Below are 23,072 nucleotides of genomic sequence, written 5' to 3'. Positions count from 1 at the left end.
CTTTTTAAACTATTTTAAACTAGAGGGAGTGGAGGGTATGGCTTCGAATTTTAGAAAATCAGGATCAAGTGATAACCAAATGAGCCGCACGGTATCTGTTATTTCTTTGATCGCTTGCATTGTAGGTATTATTCTTATTTTGCTTGATATAGGGAATTTAACCGATCGTAATATCTATTTAATGACAGGCATTGGCGCCTTTGCTGCCGGAATTTTCATTTTTCTAATCGGGAAATCATTTGTCATTGCCCGTAAGAAGGAAGACCAAGAGAACGGGCATCGTTAATACAATTGAAAAAATGATGTAAAACTGATAATGAAAACAACAGCGCGGGGCTTCGAGCAGTGTAGCATGATAACTGTAAGGAGTCCCGATTTTTGCTTTAGTATAGCTTTTTTAAGATACTTCAAGATGCATAATTAACGTTTTTATATGTCATTTTTGAATTAAAAAGAAATTTTGAATTTGCAAGAGAAATTTTATTTTTAGAGAGGTTTTTCACAAAAATCGGACAAATAATCGACAATTCTGTTAACAATAAAAAAAGTGGCCGCTTTTCTGCTATCTTATATAAGGGCAAGATTACAGGAGTTCGTTAAGTTTTGAGTAATTTACTATTTTAAGGAGAGGGGAACAACATGAACAAAAAACCAAAAGCGATTATTGCGTTGGTTTTGACCGTGCTCACGGTAGCATTGCTCATCTGGACGTGTTTTTATGCTGGCGGAAAATACGTTGTTTTCGATCCGAAAGGACCAATTGGGCAAGCACAAAAAGAGCTGATCATTCTTACAACTGCATTGTCTGCGCTTATAATTGTACCGGTTATGATTTTGACCTTCTTCATCGTTTGGCGGTATCGCGATACCCCAACAAACAAGGTGAAGTATCAACCTCACTGGGATGACAGCAAAAAGCTGGAAACCACATGGTGGGCTATTCCAATTATCGTTATCTGTATTATTGCGGTTATCACTGCGAGATATACCTATTTGCTGGAGCCTTCCAAGCCGATTGCAAGTACGCAAAAGCCAGTAACGATTCAAGTAACTTCACTGGACTGGAAATGGCTCTTCATGTACCCAGAGGAAGGTATAGCTACAGTTAACCAAGTTCACATTCCTAAAGGTGTTCCAGTCCGTTTTGAACTGACTGCTGACGCCCCGATGAACTCGTTCTGGATTCCGCAATTGGGCGGTCAAATCTACACCATGTCAGGCATGGCCATGAAACTGCATCTGCAGGCCGATCACGAAGGAACTTACTTTGGCTCGGGTGCAAACTTTAGCGGTGAGCATTTTGGACAAATGCGTTTTGATGTAGAAGTCCAGTCGGATGAAGAGTATAAAAACTGGGTCGCTGACATCAAGAAGCAGTCTAAGCCGCTGACGAAAGACGGCTATTTGGCGCTTGCAAAACCAGGTTTGTCCCAGCCTGATGAATATTCTTCGATTCCAGACGGCTTGTTCAAAGAGATTGTTAACAAGTATGTAGTGGAAGGCGCTCCTAACCCCCATGCTGGACATGGCGGAGCTATATCCACAGAAGATTCATCCAAATCCGGCACAGAAGATCATGCTGGAATGGACATGAGCGGACACAATTAAATGATTATAGGGAAGGAGGCCCCCAATGCTTGACAAAATAAAAGAGTTTGCATCCACTTTCTTCGTTACTGGAGACCCGATGATCTATGGAGCGGACGTTTCCATCGCATTAGCAACGATCGGGATCGTGTTTGTGCTCACTTATTTCAAAAAATGGGGCTGGCTTTGGAAAAACTGGTTGACTACGGTTGACCATAAAAAAGTCGGTATTATGTATATTCTTGCGGCCATCTTGATGTTATTCCGCGGAGGCGTGGATGCATTATTGATGCGTATTCAACTTGCTACACCGGATGTGACACTCCTACATCCTGAGCATTACAACCAGATTTTCACAACTCACGGCACAATCATGATCTTGTTTATGGCAATGCCGTTGATGTTTGGTTTGTTTAACATCGCCGTACCCCTTCAAATTGGTGCGCGCGACGTTGCGTTTCCTTTCCTGAACGCATTGAGCTTCTGGCTTTTCTTTATGGGTGCGATGTTGTTCAACTTGTCCTTCGTTATCGGCGGTTCGCCAGATGCAGGCTGGTTGAGTTATCCACCGCTCTCAGAACTGCAATTTAGTCCTGGCGTCGGTCAGAACTTCTATATCTGGGGTATTCAGATTTCTGGTATAGGTTCATTGGCTACAGGGATCAACTTTATTGTTACCATTATTAAAATGCGCGCACCTGGTATGACTTGGATGAAAATGCCTGTCTTTACGTGGTCCGTATTTTCATCATGTGTTATTATCATTTTCGCGTTCCCGATTCTGACGGTTACTTTAGCATTGCTATTCCTTGACCGCTTCGGAGGAGGGCACTTCTTTACCCTTGATTTCGGCGGTAACCCGATGATGTATATCAACTTGATCTGGATGTGGGGTCACCCTGAGGTATACATCGTAGTATTGCCAGCCTTCGGTATTTATTCCGAGGTTATCAGTGTATTCTCCAAAAAGAAATTGTTTGGTTACAAATCCATGGTTTACGCGATGTTCATTATTGCGATCCTGTCCTTCTTCACGTGGGCGCATCACTTCTTCACGATGGGATCAGGCGCAGATGTTAATGCATTCTTTGCGATTTCGACAATGGTTATCGCAATACCGACAGGGGTTAAAGTATTTAACTGGCTGTTCACGATGTACCGGGGTAAACTCGAATTTAAAACTCCGATGATGTGGTCTATTGCATTTATTCCGAACTTCCTGATTGCAGGTTTGACGGGCGTCATGTTGTCTGTAGCGCCTGCGGACTTCCAGTTCCATAACAGTTACTTCCTGATCGCTCACTTTCACTCCGCTCTAATTGGTGGGGTAGTGTTCGGTTACTTGGCAGGTCTGTACTACTGGTGGCCAAAGATGTTCGGTTTCACATTGCCTGAAACGCCTGGTAAATGGGCTTTCTGGTTCTGGAATATCGGTTTCTATGTATGTTTCATTCCGCAATATTCCCTCGGTCTGATGGGGATGACACGTCGTCTGAGCACTTACGGCTGGGATACTGGCTGGCAGCCGCTTAACATGGTGTCAACCGTTGGGGCATTCCTGATGGGGATTGGTTTCTTGTTCCAGGTTCTTCAAATTCTTCTGGGTATCAAAAATTACCGCAAGCTGAAGGATACAACTGGCGACCCTTGGGGCGGTCACACGTTGGAATGGTCCATTCCTTCACCTGCACCGGAATACAATTTTGCTACCATTCCGCAAGTAGAAGAACGCGATGACTGGTGGGCAGAAAAAGATAAACGTGCAAAAGGTATTTTCAGAAAGCAACCGCCAATTGAAGCGATTCATATGCCGAAAAACTCGGCGATTCCATTCATTATGTCGGTATTCTTTTTCATTGCAGGTTTCGGGTTCGTATTTGGATGGTCGTTCTTCTATATTCCAGGGCTGATCGGCGTGGCAATTTGTATGATTTGCCGTTCGTTCTTCTCCTATGATGGCGACTACTATATCCCTGCGGATGAAGTAAAACGCACGGAAGCGGCAATAAGGGGGTCTGTATAATGGCACAAGCTGCAGCACATCACAGCCATGATCATGACCACGGGCATCACGATCCGCAAGAATTGAAGATGCTTGGTTTTTGGATCTTCCTCGTAACGGACGTAATCCTGTTCAGTACCTTGTTCGCAACCTTCGTTGTCCTTCGGAACAACACAGCCGGAGGACCAGGTGGCGCAGAGCTGTTTAACATGACGGGCGTTATTATTGAAACGTTCCTCTTGCTCACAAGCAGCTTCACAAGTGGTCTGGCTGTGTTGGCTATGAACAAAGGAAGCATGAAGGGATTAATCAGCTGGTTAATCGTGACAGCGATCCTGGGTCTTGGTTTTATCGGTTTTGAAGTTTACGAGTTTGTTGAGATGGTACATGAAGGTGCCAACTTTGGAACCAGTGCGTTCTTGTCGGCATTCTTCACATTAGTCGGAACACACGGACTTCACGTTTCGTTAGGTCTGGTTTGGATGATTGGACTTATGTTCCAGTTGAAAAAACGCGGACTTACTCCAGAGACGAAGGGCAAAGTTTCGGCATTGAGCTTGTACTGGCACTTTTTGGACGCTGTCTGGATCTTCTTGCTGACAGTTGTCTATTTGATGGGGGTGATGTAGATGGCACAGCATCAATCAGGAGCGGGTTCGCATGGTCATGATGATTCTCACGGTTCAGTGAAATCCTATGTTATCGGGTTTATTCTGTCCATCGTACTGACCATCATTCCTCTCTTCGTGGTTATGAATCATATGTTGAGCCGCACTTCGACCATGGTTGTTATTTTAGCCGCGGCAGTGCTGCAATTTCTGGTTCAGCTTTTCTTCTTCATGCACATCCGTGAAAGCAATGGACCACGTTGGAATGTTATGACTTTGATCTTTGGTGTTGTGATCCTGTTGACTGTCGTTGGCGGTTCTGTATGGATTATGGAATACAACATGGTAGCACACTAATAAGTCACACTATTTTAGATAAGAGGAAGCGGCTCTATGCCGCTTCCTCTTTTTTTGTAAAGGACCTGCTGGAATTTAAACTGTGGCTTCTTGAACTCAAGTTTGCACGCGTGTAAAATGGAATTGTATAACAGAAGAGTGAAAAAGATAATACTAATGGAGAGTGAGGAAAACGTCATGAACACCGAAATATTGTTTAAACCTTTCAAGATAGGTAACTTATCGCTTCCCAATCGGATGGTTATGGCTCCCATGACACGAAATTTTTCTCCCCAAGGTATTCCAGGACCTGAGGTTGCCGCGTATTATCGTCGCCGTGCAGAAAATGCTGTTGGATTGATTATTACAGAGGGAACAGCTATCAATCATCCCGCCGCTGTGGAGCACACAGGCATCCCTAACTTTTATGGTGAGGGATTGAAAGGATGGGCCAAGGTAGTAGAGGAGGTTCATGCGGCCGGCGGCAAAATTATACCGCAGCTCTGGCATGTGGGTACAGCCCGGAAAATAGGTGCGGATAACCAACCGAATCCCGAGGCATTGCCTGTCGGTCCTTCAGGTATTTCTCCCGCAGGTGAAAAGGTAGTTGAGCCATTGACGGAGGCGGAAATTGCGGATATCATTGCAGCCTTTGCTCAGGCCGCTGCCGATGCCAAGCGGGTGGGGTTTGACGGCATTGAGCTTCATGGAGCACATGGCTATTTAATAGATCAATTTTTCTGGGACAAAACCAATAAGCGTACCGATCAATATGGAGGCGATTTGGTTCAGCGTACCCGGTTTGCGGTCGAGGTCATTGAGGCTTGTCGCCGTGCAGTAGGCCCGGATTTTCCAATTGTACTGCGATTCTCCCAGTGGAAGATGTACCATTATGGAGAAAAGCTGGCACAGACACCACAGGAACTTGAACAGTTCCTTGCCCCATTGGTACAAGCTGGGGTGGATGTATTCCATTGCTCAAGCCGCCGTTTCTGGGAGCCAGAATTCGAAGGGTCAGATCTAAACCTGGCAGCATGGACCAAAAAGATAACAGGCAAGCCAGTGATTACGGTGGGGTCAATTGGTTTGGAGAAGGCCTTTTTGAGTGATTTGGAAAAAAACAATGATCGTCAGACTGATCAATCGAGTAGTGTAGAGGCCAGATTAGAACAACTCGTGGAGCTAGTAGAACGAGAGGAAGTTGATCTGGTTGCAGTTGGACGTGCATTGCTGGTTGATCCGGCATTTGCAGTAAAATTACGTGATCAACAGATAAAAGAAATAATTCCTTACAATGATGAAGTATTAAAAACGTTGAATTAGGAAAATTTCGGTTACAGGGCAAGCTGTAATATAAGCTATTCGTAAATTCTACGAATTTGCTATAATAGGAGCATCAAGTCGAAATACACGGGGTGAAAAGGATGAATTCTGAAACGGAAGCTTTGGATTGTGAGCCGGCTTGTCACGGTTCAGATCAGGAAATTGAGCGTATAAAATCTTCCCTAGTTGAGGATTCCATCGCATACAAAATGTCGGAGCTATTTAAGGCGCTAGGTGACCCGACACGGATCAAGCTGATTTATGCCCTGGCCCAAAAGGAACTGTGTGTTCATGATTTAACACAGGTGTTGAACATGGGCCAATCTGCGGTATCCCACCAGCTTCGTTATTTGCGCAACCTGCGTATTGTCAAACGACGCAAGGAAGGCAAGACAGTGTTTTATTCACTGGATGATAATCATGTGGAGCAGATTTTTTTGCAAACCCATCAGCACATATCACATCAATGATTTTTGACAAACCAACAGCAGGGCGCCAAGCAATTGGCGCTCTTTTGGTGTTTGTCCATTGAAGTCGATTTTTTTCCGTTAAAAAGGGCTATGATCATTGACTTTTGCCCCTAAACCTGAATATAATGACCTTAACAAATAATATATGAACAGTTGCTCATATATAGCTAATTGGAGGCCAATTATTATGGATGCTCTAAAAAGAAATGAACGGCATGAATGGGTTTTGGAAGGTCTAGATTGCGCCAACTGTGCTTTAAAGATTGAAAATGGAGTCAGTAAAATAGAAGGGGTCCTTGATTGCTCGGTCAATTTTGTAACAAAAACGTTGACGATGACGACAACTTCGGATCAAAAAGAAGAGGTTTTTCGCCAAACGGAATGGAAGATCCACAGACTTGAGCCTCATGTTCGGATGGTTGCCAAAAGTGCGGGTGGACGCTTGCGCGAAGACAGTCGAAGTGGCGCTGGTGCAGTAGAGGCAAGCTGCACAGAGGATTGCGCATGCGGTCATGAGCATGATGGTGAAGGACATAATCACAATGATGGAAAGCATGCTGCTCACAGTCATGGTGGTCATAGCCATGAAGCACATGGCGCACACGATGGGCACGACCACGGTAATCATGCACACATGCACCACAATCACCATGCAGTGCACGATCATGGTGAAGCTACCCATGCTCATTCACATTCGCATGATGATGATAGTCATGCCGGGCATACGCATGATCATGGTACGGACGGTATGCGCCGCATGATTGCACGTCTGTCCATAGGAGCGGTTATTGCGGCTGTTGCCTGGTGGTTACCTGTCGAAGGTGTGGGCAAGCTGGCTCTATTTTTAGTGGCATATATCATCGTTGGCGGTGATGTTGTCTTGCAGGCTGCACGCAGCTTGGTGCGTGGAATGGCCTTTGATGAGTATTTCTTGATGACGCTGGCTACGGTGGGCGCATTTGCTATTGGGGAATACCCCGAAGGCGTAGCTGTCATGTTCTTTTACCAAATCGGAGAGCTATTCCAAGGCATTGCAGTTAACCGTTCACGTAAGTCCATCAGCGATCTGATGGATATTAGACCAGACTATGCCAACCTGAAGACGGCTGAGTCCGTACGAAGGGTGTCCCCAGAAGAGGTCCGTATTGGAGATTTGATAGTGATCAAGCCGGGTGAGAAGATCCCGCTGGACGGTAAGGTTGTAGAAGGCAAGTCGCATGTCGATACCTCGGCGTTGACCGGTGAATCTGTGCCTCGTACCGTTGAGCCGGGAAGCAGCGTGATGAGTGGATTTGTGAATACGAACGGACTTCTGACGGTAGAGGTCAGCAAAGAATTTGGTGAATCTGCGGTCTCTAAAATTTTGGAACTGGTGCAAAATGCGAGTGCCAAAAAAGCGCCGACTGAAAAGTTTATCACGAAATTTTCCAGATATTATACTCCTGTAGTGGTTATTGTAGCGTTATTGCTGGCGGTTGTTCCTCCGCTGGTTGTGCCGGGTGCATTGTTTGCAGATTGGATATATCGTGCGCTTGTTTTCCTCGTTATTTCTTGTCCGTGTGCGCTGGTGGTGTCTATTCCACTGGGCTTCTTTGGCGGAATCGGGGCAGCCTCCCGTTCAGGTGTGCTGATCAAGGGCGGTAATTATCTTGAAGCCCTGAATCATGTGAAATATGCTGTTTTTGATAAAACAGGTACGCTCACCAAAGGTGATTTCCATGTGACAGGGATTTATCCTGCCGAAGCTTTTACGAAGGAAAGTCTGCTGGAGACTGCTGCATTGGCTGAGATGCACTCCACGCATCCTATCGCAGCTTCTCTGCGTGAAGCTTATGGCAATGAACTTCAAACGGAGCGAGTGCAGCAATATAGCGAAATATCCGGTCACGGGATTCAGGCTCAGATCGATGGGCGCTTGGTATTGGCCGGAAACGCTAAGCTGATGGAGCGGGAGCATATTGCTTTTAATGTGGCGCAGCAAGCAGGACCATTGGATGTAGGAACGGTCGTACATGTGGCTGTAGACGGAACGTATGCCGGGTGCATTCTAATATCGGATGAGGTTAAGGAGGACGCGGCCAAGACGATTGCTTCGCTGAAAAAGCTGGGGGTGGTAAAAACCATCATGCTAACAGGTGACAATCGGACAGTTGCCGAAGCTGTAGGACGTCAGTTAGGCCTGGATGAAGTACGGGCAGAACTGTTGCCTCAGCATAAAGCCGAAGCCATTGAGCAGTTGTCTGCAAGTAAAAAAACGAGCGATAAAATCTTGTTTGTAGGCGATGGAATTAATGATACACCTGTACTTGCTTTGGCAGATGTTGGTGTAGCGATGGGTGGTTTGGGCTCAGACGCTGCAATTGAAGCAGCAGATATCGTAATCATGAACGACGAGCCTTCAAGGCTGGTGACGGCGATTCATATTGCTCAACGCACACGCCGTATCGTATGGCAAAACATTATATTTGCGCTAGGTGTCAAAGTAGTATTTCTCTCATTGGGCGCGATTGGTATTGCTACCATGTGGGAGGCTGTATTTTCCGATGTTGGTGTAACACTGCTAGCTGTATTAAATGTGATGCGTGTGCTGAAGGTTGGTACTGACGAATAAAAAGGGAACCCCCCGTTAACATTGGATGTAGGCATCCTATGAAAACAGGGGGTGTTTCTTTATGGCTGCCTTTTTTGTGCAGACATGTGCTTTCCGCAGTATAGATCTATTTTTCTCATATATAGTAGTTGTGCAGAGATGTATAAATGTGGGGAGGGCCTAATACGTTTAAGGTAGGGACTTAATAAGTAAGGCCCACGTAACATTCGGTTGCTCAGCAATGAGTAAGCGTTTTCTTTATTTGGAGGGGTACTCGAATTCGTGTGTGCCAACTTGCTGACGAAAGAAAGGATGGATTAATGGCATGGAGGCTAAACTGATGCATGTATTCGCAGAGCTGTTGGGTGGCATAAACAGCAGGGATTGCAACGTTCCAGAGCCAGGTAAGGAGTCTGCTGCACGGAGATTGGCTATGGAGACGCTAAGAGCAGGAAGCCATCAAGTATCTGCTTCACAGGAGGAAGATCCATTGGGCTGGCTGGTTGGTTTAGCCGAGCAGGGTGCAATCAGTCAAGCGGAGGCATTGCTGGCTGCAAACCCGGAATTACTTGGAGAATCGATGCTGAATAACGGCAATGATACAGAGCAAGCCATGGATACACTACTAAAATGGAGCGATGAATACAGCGACACCTCCATACGGCTTTATGCTGATGCTCCTGCAAGTATGAGTCGTAAAAGTACAGGAATACGCGATCTTGACGGTTATAGCCTTCTGCATGGTCCATTGTCACTGGCATCCGGCCGCGTGAGGGAATTATGCTATGCCTATTTGGACGCGGCAGAGTCTGGACAAAAGATTCATGCCCTTGCCGGGGAGATCGATCCTATCCTTGTCCCCGGTTCCCGTGCATCCGAGACGTACACAACATTTAATAAAGCATCAGGTTTGCCTGGATTGTGTGAGCACCTGTCCCGACGAATCATTGGCCTGCTGGAAACAGAGTACGAAGGCTTGTTTGAGTTGCTGGACGGATTGCCGCTGACTATAGCTTTGACTGAGCAGAACAATGCAGTGGGCATTGGAAGCCTGCAAGATATGCAGTTGGAGGCCCTACTGCGTGCAGCGTTGCGAAGCATGCGACAGGGAGGAGAACCACGGCTGGAGATTATGGTGCGCAATCCTACTGACGTAAACCAGTTCCAGACCATCCGAGACTGGATTGACGGCGTTGCCGAGCAAACGTTATGTGGCCGCCTGCGGTGCGTTCCATATCGGGTAGGTGTACTTTTGACGGTTGATACAAGTTTGGTGCTTAATGCAGGTCAAATAGGGGATGAGCAATCCGCACAGTCGGAGAAGTCGGACAACGCCGATAACATGTCCGAAGTGAGCGCACGACAGACCAAGCAGGCGGCTCAAGCCGCAGATTTGGCACGCTTTGCCGATACGGTCATTTTAGAAGTTTTACCAGCTCCATCTGCTGGTATCAGAGCTGGGGATCCGTTGATTCCATCTGTTGCTGATGGGCATGAGAATGCTAATGATACGATAAAACGCATAATGGAAGCTGTTCGGCGTGTAAAGCCTGAGATTCCTATATGGGTGGCGATAGATAAAATTCACCATTTCCTAGATAGGAATTGGATCTGGGAGAACGAGCTAACGGGGGTCATTTGCTCAGACCCAGAAGTTCCTACTGTACGTCTTGCGGCTGCGCGTTGGAGGCTGCAACAGCAAGCCAATCGGCAACACACTTCAGAAACTGCACACACCCATGCGTGGAAGTTTCCACTTTAGCCTTGAGGAATTTATGTGATAGAACGCTTTGAAATATGGAGGATACCTGCGTTGTTTACGCGGGTATCTTTTTTATTTAGGCTATTAGCAGTTTACAAGCGGAAAAGAAAGGGTATATAATAAAACAAAAGTTTCTCTAAGCCAAAATAATTGTATAGATGCAAAAATGATTATCATTCTCATTGCCAAACATGCTGCTTCGGGCTTCCCGAAGCAGCATGTGCTATTTTAGGGCACTTAACAATGGATATCATTCTCAATGAAATGCAAGTACAAGGAACAAAAAATGGAAAGGAACGTGACATGATGCAAGCAGTTCAACGACTACAAGATACATTGTCTCCCTCTAACAGAGCACTTTCAAAAAACAGTGGCAGCGGACGCCCCGGTCCAAAGCGCAAGCCGCAATTTCAGCTCAAAAGCATGCTGAAAAATAAGGAGATGCAGGCTGCTCTAGGCAGTGGAATACTAATGCTGATGGCATGGGGGGTTTCACATTGGTGGCAATGGCTATCCGTCATTCTCTATGTAGTGTCTTATGCCCTTGGAGGCTGGTCCAAAGCTAGAGAAGGGATTGAAACCCTGATCCGAGAACATGATCTGGATGTTAATTTACTCATGATCGCTGCGTCTTTAGGAGCTGCGGCCATTGGCTACTGGAATGAAGGAGCCATGCTGATTTTTATTTTTGCACTCAGCGGTGCGCTGGAGAGCTATACCACGGAGCGTAGTAGTAAGGATATTTCCGAGCTCATGGCGTTGAAGCCGGAAACAGCTTTGCGCTTGTCTCACGAGGGAACAGAAACGGTTGGCATTGAGCAGCTGTTGCCAGGCGACCTGCTGCTGGTTAAGCCGGGTGAACTAATTCCGGCGGACGGTCGAGTCTCCAAAGGTGTGTCGGCAGTGAATCAGGCATCCATTACCGGGGAATCTGTTCCGGTAAACAAGATGGCAGGTGACGAAGTATATGCAGGCACCATCAATGGAGAAGGCGTGCTGTATGTGGAGGTCAGCCAGTCCTCGGAAGATACTTTATTTTCAAAAATTATTCGTATGGTAGAAGAGGCACGGACCGAAGTTCCCGATTCCCAGCGGTTTATTAAAACATTCGAATCGGTATACGCCCGAATTGTTGTTGCCGTCACGTTGATCGTCATTGTAGGTGCGCCCATTGTATTGGGCTGGACCTGGGCAGCGGCGTTTTACAAGGCGATGGTGTTCCTTGTCGTGGCCTCACCTTGTGCGCTGGTTTCATCCATTATGCCGGTAATGCTATCCGCTATTTCCAACCGTGCCCGGCGGGGCATTCTGTTCAAAGGTGGCGCGCATGTGGAGAATATGGCATTGACATCTGTCGTTGCTTTTGACAAAACGGGCACGTTAACGAAGGGCTCACCCGTGGTCACGGACTGGATTACCGCCCCAGATTACGATGCTGATGAGCTATTGCATATTGTGGCGACAATCGAAAGCTATTCCTTACATCCGCTGGCACGAGCGATTGTAGCCAAAGCCGAAGCTGAATTGGAACAGAGAGAGCTTCTCACAGCCGAGCAAGTGCAGGCTCTTACCGGATGGGGAATGGAAGGCATCATAGGTGGGGTGAAATGGAAAATCGGTCGCACGAATGTACTGGATGAACCTGGCCTTCTGGTTGGACCAGAGTGGGTGGAGAGTCGGGCCCGACTGGAAGCCGAGGGCAAAACCGTATCCATCATTCTTGCGGATGATCGGATTGCCGGGATGCTGGCGCTGCGTGACGAGTTGCGTCCACAGGCACAAGAGTCCGTGAAACGTCTGCAAGCACAGGGTATCCGGGTCGTCATGCTGACCGGAGACCGCCCGGAAACGGCTGCCGTGATCGCGGCGCAGGCTGGAGTCGACGCCGTATATGCTGGCTTAATGCCGGAGGACAAAGTCAGTCATATTCGCATGCTGCGAGAGCAATACGGGCATGTCGTTATGGTCGGCGACGGTGTGAATGATGCTCCGGCTTTGACTGCAGCTACTGTAGGGCTGGGCATGGGGATGCATGGCAGCGGAGCAGCACTGGAGGTTGCAGATGTGGTGCTAATGAACGACGGAATCGAGGAGATTGCTCCGACGATAGCACTGGCGCGCAAGGCGCAGCGAGTGGTCAAACAAAATATGATCTTCGCGGTAAGTGTCATTGTGCTGCTGGTGATCAGTAACTTTGTGCAAGATATAGCCCTGCCTTTTGGGGTCATTGGACATGAAGGCAGCACACTCCTAGTCATTTTGAACGGTCTGCGTTTATTGCGCTCATAAGAAAATAATCCAATCACAAATCACAAGATTACAAACAAGAAGGAGCATTCAACCCTCTTACATCCAAGGGGGGATGAATGCTCCTTCTTTGGCAGTATCAGTCTATTTTGTATGCAAAGCAGGTTCATCTCATATCTTTAATTTGCGACTGCTGTACACCTATCTATGACGCGGTGTAGATCGCCGCAAGAACAGGGAAAACAATAATCCCGCCAATGCAATCCCGGTTGCAATGATGAAGGCATCATTAATGCCATGGATCGTCGATTCTGTAACAGCGCTTCGGTATACCTGTTGTAGCGCGAGTGCAGAGCCGCTTTCCGCAGAAATACCCGCCGATTGTGCAAGGGTTTGTCCCAGTTGCGATACGCCTTCCGTTACAGAAGCATTCGCTGTGGTAGCGACATTCGCATAATCTGCCATATGAACTGTAGTCCGGCTACTCATTACTGTAATAAGCCAAGCGGTACCGATAGATCCAGCGATTTGCCGTACTGTATTGGACATGGCAGTACCATGACTGCCGAGATGGGCAGGTAGCTGGTTTAGCCCTTCCGTCTGGACGGACATCATCAGCAATGACATTCCGAAGCTGCGAATCGTATAGATGATCATAATATGTCCGTAGGTGGTGGCATCGGTCAGCAGACTGAATTCCCATGTCGTGACTGCTGTAATGATCAGTCCAATGATCGCCAACGGCCTTGCGCCTATACGGTCAAATACTGCCCCTGATATCGGTGACATCACACCCATCAGCAGTGCACCCGGCAACAGCAGCAGACCGGATTGCAGCGGTGTAAAGCCGCGTATATTTTGTAAATAGATTGGCAGCAGCAGCATCCCGCCGAACATCGTCATGTTGACGGTAGCCCCAACTAAGGTTGATACAGTAAAAATATCATATTTAAACACACGGAACTCCAGCATCGGCTGTATCATATTTAGCTCGCGCACGATAAACAATACAATAAACACAACCCCGGCAGCGAGTGTAAGGATTACCGTATTGCTACTCCAGCCTTTGTCTCCAGCCGAACTAAAGCCATACAACAGGAAGCCAAACCCAAGGGTGGAGAAGATGGTTCCCAACAGGTCAAAGTTCGGTTTCGTTAGCTTGGAGACATTTTTGAGCCAGCGTATGGCAAACAGAATATCAATGACCGCCAGCGGAATAACGAGTAAAAATAGCAGCCGCCAGCTGTAATGCTCCACAATATAGCCGGATAAAGTCGGTCCAATCGCCGGGGCAAACATCATGGCGATTCCCATAGTACCCATGGCAGCGCCCCGTTTTTCTGGAGGAAACACAGTCAGGAACACGTTCATGACCACAGGCATGATGATGCCTGCTCCGCTGGCCTGGATAACACGTCCAACCAGCATAGGCGCAAAGCCGGTACTGGCAGCACAGACGACAGACCCGGCAGTAAATAACCCCATCGCGGAGATGAACAGTGCACGTGTTCCGAATGACTCAATCAGAAAAGCAGTGATAGGAATCAAAATTCCGTTTGTCAGCATATATCCGGTGGATAACCATTGAACGGTTGTGGCAGATACATTGAAGTCATTCATCAAGTGTGGAATAGCCACGTTAAGCAGCGTTTGATTCAAAATCGAAATGAAGGCGCCTAGCAGTAGCACGGACAGAATGCGTCCGACGGACATTTTTTGATCCATGACAGCCTCCTACTTATGAACTCTGATCGTTGCACTCATTCCCGGGATAATACCTAGGCCCTTGTAACCTTGAATGGAAATGTTGACAGGCACGACCTGCGTCACCTTAGTATAGTTGGCAGTGGTATTGGAAGTGGGCAGCAGTGAAAAGGTGGATGCGGTTGCCAGACCGATCTTTTCGAGTTTACCGGTCAGGGATGTATCTGGGTAAGCATCAATATACACATCTACGGTCTGGCCTACTTGAAGATCCTGCACAGCCGTTTCGTCTATATTGGCAGTAATCCAAAGATTGTTCAGATCAAATGCTTTCGCTAAAGGTGTGCCCGCCCCGACTATTGAGTTGTTGACTGCGGTTTGCTGTACGATGGTACCGTCAGTCGGGATCGTAACGCTGATCCGGCTTCCGCCTCCCTCTACACTACCAAGCGAGCTGCCAGCGGTATACGTTTTACCAACTTCAGCGTTCCAGCCCGTGAGCTTTCCTCCGCTTGGAGAGGCAACAGTAACTGCTTGTCCGCTTACTTGTGCATTGTCGGTTTTTATGTAGTTGGCGGATTGATTGTAGTAATAGGCGGCGGCTCCACCTCCTGCGAGAATAATGATGATTACGAGCAGATTAACTAATATGGCGCGCGAATTCATATTGTGCATGCCTCCTTAGTGTTTTTGGATGTTCAAAGTATGCGTCAAACGATTCATAATATTCAGATCGATTCTGGGAAAGGTTAAGAGCGTATGCAAAAAGGATGATCTTGCTGATAAAGGATGATGCGCATAATGACGACCAGAATCATGATTGTATATGACAGTGAAAATGGACATACCGAACGTCTCGCTCGCTCAATCGCAGAAGGAGCACGCCTCAATCACACAGAAGTGCTGCTAAAACATGTGAATGAGGCTGATGTGAATGAGCTAGTAAGCGTGGATGCAATTATATGGGGGTGCCCGGGTCATTTTGGTACCATCAGCAGCGGTCTGAAGAGCTGGATTGACAAGCTCGGATATCTGTGGGCGCAGGGCAAGCTGGTGGACAAAATCGGTGCAGTATTTTGCACAACTGCTACCGTTCATGGTGGATTGGAATCAACGCTTTTGAATTTGATTACTCCTATGCTTCATCAAGGCATGATTATTGTAGGCCTGCCCGCTAGCATCACGGAAAATGCGCTCTACGGCTCCTATTACGGTGTAGGGGTGACATGTCCGGTGGAGACAGACCCTGATGGACCGCCCAACCTTCCAACGGGCGATGATCTTGCGTTAGGTCGCTCTTTGGGCAAACGGGTTGCTGAGATGGCGGGACGGTACCGTAGCGCTGAAAGAGAATAGGAGGCCGCCGATGACCATTGCTTTTATCGCAGTAGCTGTGGTTGCCTTGATCTTTTTGCTGGTATTTAACACAAAGATGACGCGCAAGTCCTCGGCCAAGAATCGCCCCAGTCAAGAGGAATCCCGGCAAAGAAGTAAACGTCCTTATCCTGTGCAAGTGGAACCCAAGGCGCATGAATTAACGGAACATAACGGAGAGATGCCGCCTAAGGATTCCGAAGTTGAAGAACATCGTGCCAAGGAGCATCAGAAGTTGCCTGATATCCAAACGGATATGAAGGTGGAAAAAGATCGCAAGAACATAGAAGGTGCTTACGGGGATCAGGATTATCGTGCAGCTTTGCGTGGTTTTGCTGGAAAGGACGGAGAAAAGGATGGAGGTTCCCCAAGATCCAATGGGAAGAAAGGGACTTCCAAAAGTAAGGACGAACAGTACCGTGAAGCACTGCGTTCCATGAACCAAAGAAAATGAGGTCCCATCATTTGAACATGGCAAAAAGGCTGCTTTTCTGTCTGAATTACAGGCAGAAAAGCAGCCTTTTTGTGCTGCGCGGCTATAGCCATTCGGTTAGCCCGATCATCGTAATCAAGCCAAGAATAAAAGAGAATGTGGCGATCCGCTGGTTACCGTCCCCGTGACTTTCGGGAATCAGTTCCTTATAGACAATAAACATCATAGCCCCGGCGGCAAAAGCAAGGCCATATGGCACCAGTCCGTTCACCCAGCTGCTTAAATAAAAGCCGATCAGACTGGTGATGATTTCCACAGCCCCCGTTAGGGTAGCAATGCCCAATGCCTTGAAACGACCGATGTTTTGATTCACAAGGAATAACGCTACAATAAAGCCTTCAGGGGCATTTTGCAGACCGATAGAGAAGGCAATGAGATTGCCTAGATTCTGAGTCTCACTCGCGTAGCTGACCCCAACAGAGAGCCCTTCCGGCAAGTTGTGCAACGTAATAGCTGCAATAATGAGAAAAGATTTGGACTCCAATTGAAAAGTCTTGGATTCCGGGTCCTCCAAATCGGCATGGGGGATATACATTTCCATCACCAGTAATACGAGGCAACCAAGCAAAATTCCCGCAGTCAGCACGAACCAATTGGAATGCTGGATCGCTTCTGGAATCAGGTTATACACGGATGCAGAGGTCATAATTCCTGCGGCATAAGCCAGCAGAACATCGCGAAGCCGATGCGTGATATTACGCATAAACAATATAGGTACGGCGCCGAGTCCGGTGGACAGGGCAGAAATTAAGCTACCTACGAAAACGTCATTCATAATCGGGATAATCCCTCCATACCTCATTTATCTTTAAACTTCGCTTCATGAAAACTTCATTTGACTGTTTACAGCTCTTTCCGCATAATGAAATTAGGATTTAGAATCAGTCTAAGTCATAAGAAGCTACAAAACAAGTGATTCGTTTTTTACAACATCCGGGTGTCCACTTTTTGGGATGAGCTTCTGCCAGCACTACTTTTAGAGTATATGCAGTAGCCCAGCGCCCGGTACCGAAAACTCGCTATATAATACTTATGATATTTTAGGAGGAACCAAGATATGTACAAGTCCATTATTATAGGTACCGGTCCTGCCGGTTTGACCGCCGCTATTTACCTCGCACGTGCTAATATGAACCCGCTGGTAATCGAGGGACCACAGCCAGGTGGACAATTAACCACGACTACAGAAGTTGAGAATTTTCCAGGCTTTCCTGAAGGAATCATGGGACCTGATTTGATGGATAATATGCGTAAGCAAGCGGAGCGTTTTGGCGCTGAATTCCGCACAGGCTGGGTGAACAAGGTAGACACAACTGCTCGTCCATTTACACTGGATGTAGAAGGTTTGGGTGAACTGGTTACCGATACGCTGATTATTTCCACAGGGGCGACTGCCAAATACCTGGGGATACCCGGTGAACAAGATAATATCGGACGCGGCGTGAGCACTTGCGCTACCTGTGACGGGTTCTTCTTCCGCGGCAAAGAAATCGTTGTTATCGGCGGTGGGGACTCTGCACTGGAAGAAGCTAATTTCCTGACTCGCTTTGCTTCCAAAGTAACGTTGGTACATCGTCGTGAAGAATTGAGAGCTTCTAAAATTATGCAGGATCGTGCTCGTGCGAACAGCAAAATTGAATGGGCGCTCAATCGTACTCCTGTCGAAGTAGTTGCAGACGAAAACGGAGTAACTGGCTTGAAAGTGCTAAACAACGCAACAGGTGAAGAGGAAATCATTACAGTGAGCGGCGTTTTCGTGGCAATTGGTCATCATCCGAATACAGGCTTCCTCGAAGGACAAATTACAACGGATGCGAACGGTTATATCGTCGTCAATCCGGGTACCTCCGAAACAAACGTGCCTGGCGTATTCGCTTGTGGCGACGTACAGGATACACGCTACAGACAAGCGATTACCGCAGCAGGTAGTGGTTGTATGGCTGCTATGGACAGCGAGAAATACATCGAAAGTCTGGAGCACAGCGCACTGGCCCTGTAATGATATTTGGAAGTATGAATAAATATAATGTAACAAAATAAATGATGAGGTGATATTCATGGAAAAAGCAATAGTTTACACATCTACAAACTGTCCGCATTGCCGTCAAGTAAAAAGCTACCTGGCTGAAAAAGGTGTCGAATACGAAGAACGCAACATTGAAACCAATGAAGCTTTTGCGCAAGAGGTTTGGGATATGGGCATTCGCGCTGTTCCATTGACTTTGATCGGAGAAGAACGTATTTCCGGTATGAACAAAACCAAGTTTGAAAAAGTGTTGAACGCTTAATCCAACCTAACAGCAGACAACGGATTTGCAAAATCCTAAGCAAAAAAAGCGTACAGGAACCTGAGTGTTCCTGTACGCTTTTTTTATAAAGATACACGTACACGCCCGAGAAAAGGAGCTGTTGCCGCATAGGCGGCACCTAGCATCGTCGAACGGCTGCCAAGCGTGGAGAAACGAATCTGTAGTTGCCGGCGGTGATAGGGCAGGGCACGTTCGTCAATCACTTCACGCATACTTTGCTCCAACCAAGGTCTGGCTTCCGCGAGTGGACCGCCAATGATAAGCATGCCAGGGTTGAGGCTGTTCACAATGTTGGTAATACCCACACCCAAATATCGCCCGATTTCACCAAGGACGCTTAATGTACTCACATCACCTTGCTGGGCAAACGGTAATAATCCCGCTGTATTATGTGCGGGCAGCTTCAAGGTGGATGCTACATACGCCTTCTCCGAAGCATACAGCTCCCAGCAGCCTCGGCTGCCGCAGGAGCAGAGGCGCCCATTCCAGTCAATGGACATATGCCCGCTCTCGCCCGCGTATCCCCAAGCCCCTTGATACGGCTTGCCATCAATGATAATTCCGGCCCCGATCCCGGAGCCTGCACTGATGTAGACCAGATCCCGCACCAGCTGCCGATGATCGGCGTCCATACCATAGTACAATTCGCCTTGTGCACCGACGTTGGCCTCATTATCCACCACTATGGGAAGACCCAGCTCTGTCTCCAGCTGCTGCCGTAGCGGAACCTCTTCCCAGCCCAGATTGGGTGCGAATAAAACATTTCCGGTTTCATCCACCATCCCTGGTACCCCCAACCCAATGCCGACAATACCGTGAGGGGAGGGAGGGGTGACCTGCATGAGCTTCTGAACGAGCTTACGGATTTGTTCGATGACAAAGTCAGGATCATGCTGGGTTAGAGAAAGGGTAAGCTCTGTTTCAATGGTACCTGCCAGATCGGTCAGAGCGCCCTTGATGTACTGTACACTAACCTCGATACCAAGTACAAAGCCTGCACGGCTGTTGAACAGCAGCATTAAAGGTTTGCGCCCACCGCTGGATTCTCCTAATCCTGTCTCATACACCAATCCATCGGTGATAAGCTCTGCAACCAGGTTGGACACGGTGGCCTTGTTTAATCCGGTTTGACTGGATAACTGTGCCCGGGATAGAGGGGCATGAAGGCGGATGCGCTCCAATACAATGGATTTATTCAGCTTTTTGACAAGCGCCTGATCGCCAGTAACATTCATGGTTATTTCCCTTCCTGTTGATGTAATTCCCGTTATTATATCATAAAAATAAACTTAGTTTAAGCAATAGACAAAGTTTCTTGGCTGTGCTAGAATCATTTTTGTAAACGTTTACTACAAAGGAGGAACTTATAATGGCTTATTTCGAACAAGTATCCAAAATTAACTTTGAGGGCAAGCAATCCGATAATCCTTTTGCGTTCAAATTTTATAATCCTCAGGAAATAGTAGCGGGAAAAACGATGGAGGAGCATTTGCGTTTTAGTATGGCCTATTGGCATACGCTGGTTGCAGGCGGCTCTGATCCTTTTGGAGTAGAGACTGCGGAACGCCCATGGTCCAAGTTTACCGGACTTGATTTGGCGAAGGCACGTGTGGAAGCTGCCTTTGAGCTGCTGGATAAACTGAATTTACCTTATTTCGCCTTCCACGATGTGGATATTGCTCCTGAAGGCGCGTCACTGAAGGAATTTTACAGCAATCTGGATACCATCGTGGATCTGATTGAGGAGCACATGAAGGCTACGGGGAAAAAGCTGCTGTGGAACACGGCGAACATGTTTAGCCATCCACGTTATTTGCATGGAGCTGCGACGACTTGCAATGCAGATGTATACGCACACGCAGCTGCTCAAATTAAAAAAGGACTGGAAGTGGGCAAACGTCTGGGCGCAGATAACTACGTATTCTGGGGAGGCCGTGAAGGCTATGAAACACTGCTGAATACAGATTTGAAGTTGGAACAGGACAATTTGGGACGGATGTTCCATATGGCCGTGGACTACGCGCGTGAAATCGGCTTTGACGCTCAATTCCTGATTGAGCCAAAACCGAAGGAGCCAACCAAGCATCAGTATGATTTTGATGCGGCGACGACGATTGCCTTCCTGCAAAAATATGATCTGGATCAGCATTTCAAGCTTAATCTGGAAGCTAACCATGCCACTTTGGCGGGTCATACTTTTGATCATGAAGTACGTGTAGCACGGGTTAACGGCATGTTGGGTTCCCTGGATGCCAACCAAGGTGATTTGCTGCTGGGCTGGGATACGGACGAATTCCCGGTTGATCTGTATGATGCCACACTAACCATGTATGAAGTACTGCAAAATGAAGGATTAGGCCGTGGCGGTATCAACTTTGATGCCAAGGTGCGCAGAGCATCGTTTGAGCCAGAAGATTTGTTCCTCGCGCACATCGCAGGTATGGATACGTATGCGAAAGGATTGAAGGTAGCGGCCAAACTGATCGAGGATCGTGTGTTTGAGGACTTTATTGAGAAGCGGTACAGCAGCTTTAAAGAAGGCATTGGAGCAGACATTGTATCTGGAAAAGCAACGCTTGCTTCCCTGGCTGAATATGCTCTGGCGAACGAAGCACCACGCAAAAACGTGTCCGGTCGTCAGGAATATCTGAAAGCAACATTGAATCAATACATTTTGGCTGATTAATGCCGGAATTTATATATGAATAAGGGCCGTACGATCACAGGGAAGGAGGAACTCCAATGCAGGAGAAGCTAAAACAGGAGCTGGAGCGCTATGTCATCGGCGTGGATTTGGGTACCAGTGCGGTCAAAACGGTGCTGGTCAACCGTAAAGGGCAGGTGGCTTATGAAACCTCTCAGTCATATCCTCTTCATCAGCCGAAAGCAGGGTATAGCGAACAGCAGCCTGAAGACTGGGTGCGTGGGACGTTAGCATCGTTGAAAGAGCTTGTAGAGAAGGCCGGAATCGCCGGAACAGATGCTGTGGACGGCATCAGCTTTTCGGGGCAGATGCACGGGCTTGTGCTGACTGACAAGGAAGGCCAAGTGCTTCGTCCAGCTATTCTATGGAATGACACGCGCACAACGGCACAATGCCGCCGTATTGAAGAACAGCTCGGGCCAGCGCTGCTAAGTATCGCGCGCAACCGCGCGCTGGAAGGCTTCACGCTACCCAAGCTGCTGTGGGTGCAGGAGCATGAGCCAGACGTGCTGGCTCGTGCGGCCCATTTTATGCTGCCCAAAGATTATGTGCGCTATTGTCTCACAGGAGAGTTGGCGATGGAGTATTCGGATGCGGCGGGCACACTACTGTTGGACATCGCGAATAAGCAGTGGAGCGAAGAGATCGCAGCTACGTTTGATCTGCCGTTGTCACTGTTCCCGCCGCTGGTGGAATCCTTTGACCAGACGGGTACACTATTGCCGGAGATTGCGGAGCAGAGCGGGCTTTCGTCTGAAACCAAGGTCTATGCAGGTGGAGCAGACAACGCATGTGGCGCGATTGGTGCCGGCATTTTGAGCAAAGGCCGCACCTTGTGCAGTATCGGCACCTCAGGAGTTGTGCTTTCCTATGAGGAACGCAAGGATATCGACGTTCAGGGACGGGCACATTTTTTTAATCATAGTGAGCAGGATGCTTATTATATTATGGGGGTTACACTCGCAGCCGGATATAGCTTGACCTGGTTTAAGGATACCTTTGCGGCGGAACATTCTTTTGATGCGCTGTTGGAGGATGTAAACTCGATCGAGCCGGGCAGCCGAGGGCTGTTGTTCACGCCTTATATCGTGGGCGAACGTACCCCTCATCCGGATGCAGCTATTCGAGGCAGCTTTATCGGGATGGATGCAGGGCATAAGCTTCCGCATTTTACACGAGCAGTGCTGGAGGGAATTACGTTTTCGCTCAAGGAATCCATTGATATTCTCAGAGGCACGGGCAAAACGGTGAATGAAGTGATTTCCATCGGCGGCGGTGCGCGTAATGAGACATGGCTGCAAATGCAGGCCGATATTTTTAACGCGGATATCGTCAAGCTGGAAAGTGAGCAGGGTCCTGCCTTGGGAGCGGCTATGCTGGCTGCATATGGTAGCGGGTGGTTTGAATCGCTGCAGGCGTGCGCTGAAGCTTTTCTGCGTGAAGCAGCAAGATATACGCCAAATCCGGAACGTGTGGCACAGTATGAAGGCTTATACGAGCTATACCGTGAAGTTTATCTACACACGCGGGAGCTAAGTGAGCAATTGGCGGTCTATCGCTGAA

General features: G+C 47.8%; 20 protein-coding genes. 16 read left to right on the top strand and 4 right to left on the bottom strand.

Features of this window, described 5'->3' with window-relative positions:
- The first annotated feature begins 37 nt into the window (after nucleotides 1-37).
- The 10 genes from EGM68_RS21790 (at nucleotide 38) to EGM68_RS21745 (ending at nucleotide 12,967) form a co-directional block, all read left to right on the top strand.
- Nucleotides 38-286 (top strand): hypothetical protein, encoded by a 249-nt coding sequence (locus EGM68_RS21790; RefSeq protein ID WP_013373107.1) that lies wholly within the window; start codon nucleotides 38-40, stop codon nucleotides 284-286.
- 353 nt (nucleotides 287-639) lie between these two features.
- On the top strand, nucleotides 640-1,608 hold the full coding sequence (gene cyoA, locus EGM68_RS21785) for a ubiquinol oxidase subunit II (protein WP_129549992.1): 969 nt from the start codon (nucleotides 640-642) through the stop codon (nucleotides 1,606-1,608).
- 25 nt (nucleotides 1,609-1,633) lie between these two features.
- The gene (locus tag EGM68_RS21780; protein ID WP_013373105.1) at nucleotides 1,634-3,610 is read left to right on the top strand and encodes a cbb3-type cytochrome c oxidase subunit I; all 1,977 of its coding nucleotides are present in this window, start codon (nucleotides 1,634-1,636) and stop codon (nucleotides 3,608-3,610) included.
- Complete coding sequence (gene cyoC, locus EGM68_RS21775; protein WP_013373104.1) at nucleotides 3,610-4,218, top strand: cytochrome o ubiquinol oxidase subunit III; 609 nt, start codon at nucleotides 3,610-3,612, stop codon at nucleotides 4,216-4,218. The genes EGM68_RS21780 and cyoC overlap by 1 nt, the downstream gene beginning before the upstream one ends.
- Entirely contained in the window at nucleotides 4,219-4,554 is a 336-nt protein-coding gene (gene cyoD, locus EGM68_RS21770; protein ID WP_013373103.1) for a cytochrome o ubiquinol oxidase subunit IV, read from the top strand.
- Between the two features lie 177 nt (nucleotides 4,555-4,731).
- The gene (locus tag EGM68_RS21765) at nucleotides 4,732-5,856 is read left to right on the top strand and encodes an NADH:flavin oxidoreductase (RefSeq protein ID WP_170973200.1); all 1,125 of its coding nucleotides are present in this window, start codon (nucleotides 4,732-4,734) and stop codon (nucleotides 5,854-5,856) included.
- Between the two features lie 101 nt (nucleotides 5,857-5,957).
- On the top strand, nucleotides 5,958-6,326 hold the full coding sequence (locus EGM68_RS21760; RefSeq protein WP_007432172.1) for an ArsR/SmtB family transcription factor: 369 nt from the start codon (nucleotides 5,958-5,960) through the stop codon (nucleotides 6,324-6,326).
- Nucleotides 6,327-6,513: 187 nt separating this feature from the next.
- Nucleotides 6,514-8,937: a heavy metal translocating P-type ATPase gene (locus EGM68_RS21755; protein ID WP_040102859.1), complete on the top strand. Its 2,424-nt coding sequence runs from the start codon at nucleotides 6,514-6,516 to the stop codon at nucleotides 8,935-8,937.
- Between the two features lie 304 nt (nucleotides 8,938-9,241).
- Nucleotides 9,242-10,678, top strand: coding sequence for a PEP-utilizing protein (locus EGM68_RS21750; protein ID WP_040102860.1), 1,437 nt, complete (start codon nucleotides 9,242-9,244; stop codon nucleotides 10,676-10,678).
- 306 nt (nucleotides 10,679-10,984) lie between these two features.
- Entirely contained in the window at nucleotides 10,985-12,967 is a 1,983-nt protein-coding gene (locus EGM68_RS21745) for a heavy metal translocating P-type ATPase (RefSeq protein WP_346427891.1), read from the top strand.
- A gap of 159 nt (nucleotides 12,968-13,126) precedes the next feature.
- Here EGM68_RS21745 and EGM68_RS21740 read toward each other — a convergent pair whose 3' ends face one another.
- Both EGM68_RS21740 and EGM68_RS21735 read right to left on the bottom strand, forming a co-directional pair.
- On the bottom strand, nucleotides 13,127-14,650 hold the full coding sequence (locus EGM68_RS21740) for a DHA2 family efflux MFS transporter permease subunit (protein ID WP_129549990.1): 1,524 nt from the start codon (nucleotides 14,648-14,650) through the stop codon (nucleotides 13,127-13,129).
- Nucleotides 14,651-14,659: 9 nt separating this feature from the next.
- Nucleotides 14,660-15,295 (bottom strand): HlyD family secretion protein, encoded by a 636-nt coding sequence (locus tag EGM68_RS21735; RefSeq protein WP_058711483.1) that lies wholly within the window; start codon nucleotides 15,293-15,295, stop codon nucleotides 14,660-14,662.
- Nucleotides 15,296-15,430: 135 nt separating this feature from the next.
- Here EGM68_RS21735 and EGM68_RS21730 point away from each other — a divergent pair, with 135 nt between their 5' ends.
- Complete coding sequence (locus tag EGM68_RS21730) at nucleotides 15,431-15,985, top strand: NAD(P)H-dependent oxidoreductase (protein ID WP_129549989.1); 555 nt, start codon at nucleotides 15,431-15,433, stop codon at nucleotides 15,983-15,985.
- A gap of 10 nt (nucleotides 15,986-15,995) precedes the next feature.
- On the top strand, nucleotides 15,996-16,457 hold the full coding sequence (locus EGM68_RS21725) for a hypothetical protein (protein WP_129549988.1): 462 nt from the start codon (nucleotides 15,996-15,998) through the stop codon (nucleotides 16,455-16,457).
- 82 nt (nucleotides 16,458-16,539) lie between these two features.
- Here the strand turns inward: EGM68_RS21725 and EGM68_RS21720 are convergent, their stop codons facing one another.
- A complete protein-coding gene (locus EGM68_RS21720) occupies nucleotides 16,540-17,271 on the bottom strand; it encodes a ZIP family metal transporter (protein WP_129549987.1) in 732 nt (243 codons plus the stop codon).
- Between the two features lie 282 nt (nucleotides 17,272-17,553).
- Here EGM68_RS21720 and trxB point away from each other — a divergent pair, with 282 nt between their 5' ends.
- Both trxB and EGM68_RS21710 read left to right on the top strand, forming a co-directional pair.
- Nucleotides 17,554-18,495 (top strand): thioredoxin-disulfide reductase, encoded by a 942-nt coding sequence (gene trxB / locus EGM68_RS21715; protein ID WP_016820315.1) that lies wholly within the window; start codon nucleotides 17,554-17,556, stop codon nucleotides 18,493-18,495.
- Between the two features lie 58 nt (nucleotides 18,496-18,553).
- Nucleotides 18,554-18,784, top strand: coding sequence for a glutaredoxin family protein (locus EGM68_RS21710; RefSeq protein ID WP_013373091.1), 231 nt, complete (start codon nucleotides 18,554-18,556; stop codon nucleotides 18,782-18,784).
- Nucleotides 18,785-18,867: 83 nt separating this feature from the next.
- On the opposite strand, the gene EGM68_RS21705 is transcribed toward EGM68_RS21710, so the two are convergent.
- Nucleotides 18,868-20,040 carry an ROK family transcriptional regulator gene (locus EGM68_RS21705; protein WP_013373090.1) on the bottom strand — a complete coding sequence of 391 codons (1,173 nt, stop codon included), beginning with the start codon at nucleotides 20,038-20,040 and terminating at the stop codon, nucleotides 18,868-18,870.
- 134 nt (nucleotides 20,041-20,174) lie between these two features.
- Between EGM68_RS21705 and xylA the strand changes: the two genes are divergently transcribed.
- Both xylA and xylB read left to right on the top strand, forming a co-directional pair.
- Nucleotides 20,175-21,491, top strand: a complete 1,317-nt coding sequence (gene xylA / locus EGM68_RS21700; protein ID WP_013373089.1) for a xylose isomerase — start codon at nucleotides 20,175-20,177, stop codon at nucleotides 21,489-21,491.
- Between the two features lie 56 nt (nucleotides 21,492-21,547).
- Nucleotides 21,548-23,071, top strand: a complete 1,524-nt coding sequence (gene xylB / locus EGM68_RS21695) for a xylulokinase (RefSeq protein WP_129549986.1) — start codon at nucleotides 21,548-21,550, stop codon at nucleotides 23,069-23,071.
- Nucleotide 23,072: the final 1 nt, after the last annotated feature.

It is taken from the genome of Paenibacillus sp. M-152 (assembly GCF_003856555.1).
Taxonomy (GTDB): Bacteria; Bacillota; Bacilli; order Paenibacillales; family Paenibacillaceae; genus Paenibacillus; species Paenibacillus polymyxa_C.
The sequence above is the reverse complement of the archived record's forward strand: the minus strand, read 5'-3'. Positions and strand labels throughout refer to the sequence as shown.

Excerpts from the sequence above, each read along its gene's own strand:
- EGM68_RS21720 (WP_129549987.1), bottom strand. The coding sequence starts at position 17,271 with ATGAATGACGTTTTCGTAGGTAGCTTAATTTCTGCCCTGTCCACCGGA.
- xylA (WP_013373089.1), top strand. The coding sequence starts at position 20,175 with ATGGCTTATTTCGAACAAGTATCCAAAATTAACTTTGAGGGCAAGCAA.
- EGM68_RS21705 (WP_013373090.1), bottom strand. The coding sequence starts at position 20,040 with ATGAATGTTACTGGCGATCAGGCGCTTGTCAAAAAGCTGAATAAATCC.
- EGM68_RS21750 (WP_040102860.1), top strand. The coding sequence starts at position 9,242 with ATGGAGGCTAAACTGATGCATGTATTCGCAGAGCTGTTGGGTGGCATA.
- EGM68_RS21755 (WP_040102859.1), top strand. The coding sequence starts at position 6,514 with ATGGATGCTCTAAAAAGAAATGAACGGCATGAATGGGTTTTGGAAGGT.
- cyoC (WP_013373104.1), top strand. The coding sequence starts at position 3,610 with ATGGCACAAGCTGCAGCACATCACAGCCATGATCATGACCACGGGCAT.
- EGM68_RS21745 (WP_346427891.1), top strand. The coding sequence starts at position 10,985 with ATGCAAGCAGTTCAACGACTACAAGATACATTGTCTCCCTCTAACAGA.
- EGM68_RS21765 (WP_170973200.1), top strand. The coding sequence starts at position 4,732 with ATGAACACCGAAATATTGTTTAAACCTTTCAAGATAGGTAACTTATCG.
- EGM68_RS21710 (WP_013373091.1), top strand. The coding sequence starts at position 18,554 with ATGGAAAAAGCAATAGTTTACACATCTACAAACTGTCCGCATTGCCGT.
- EGM68_RS21760 (WP_007432172.1), top strand. The coding sequence starts at position 5,958 with ATGAATTCTGAAACGGAAGCTTTGGATTGTGAGCCGGCTTGTCACGGT.
- EGM68_RS21740 (WP_129549990.1), bottom strand. The coding sequence starts at position 14,650 with ATGGATCAAAAAATGTCCGTCGGACGCATTCTGTCCGTGCTACTGCTA.
- cyoA (WP_129549992.1), top strand. The coding sequence starts at position 640 with ATGAACAAAAAACCAAAAGCGATTATTGCGTTGGTTTTGACCGTGCTC.
- cyoD (WP_013373103.1), top strand. The coding sequence starts at position 4,219 with ATGGCACAGCATCAATCAGGAGCGGGTTCGCATGGTCATGATGATTCT.
- EGM68_RS21730 (WP_129549989.1), top strand. The coding sequence starts at position 15,431 with ATGACGACCAGAATCATGATTGTATATGACAGTGAAAATGGACATACC.
- EGM68_RS21735 (WP_058711483.1), bottom strand. The coding sequence starts at position 15,295 with ATGAATTCGCGCGCCATATTAGTTAATCTGCTCGTAATCATCATTATT.
- EGM68_RS21725 (WP_129549988.1), top strand. The coding sequence starts at position 15,996 with ATGACCATTGCTTTTATCGCAGTAGCTGTGGTTGCCTTGATCTTTTTG.
- trxB (WP_016820315.1), top strand. The coding sequence starts at position 17,554 with ATGTACAAGTCCATTATTATAGGTACCGGTCCTGCCGGTTTGACCGCC.
- EGM68_RS21790 (WP_013373107.1), top strand. The coding sequence starts at position 38 with ATGGCTTCGAATTTTAGAAAATCAGGATCAAGTGATAACCAAATGAGC.
- xylB (WP_129549986.1), top strand. The coding sequence starts at position 21,548 with ATGCAGGAGAAGCTAAAACAGGAGCTGGAGCGCTATGTCATCGGCGTG.
- EGM68_RS21780 (WP_013373105.1), top strand. The coding sequence starts at position 1,634 with ATGCTTGACAAAATAAAAGAGTTTGCATCCACTTTCTTCGTTACTGGA.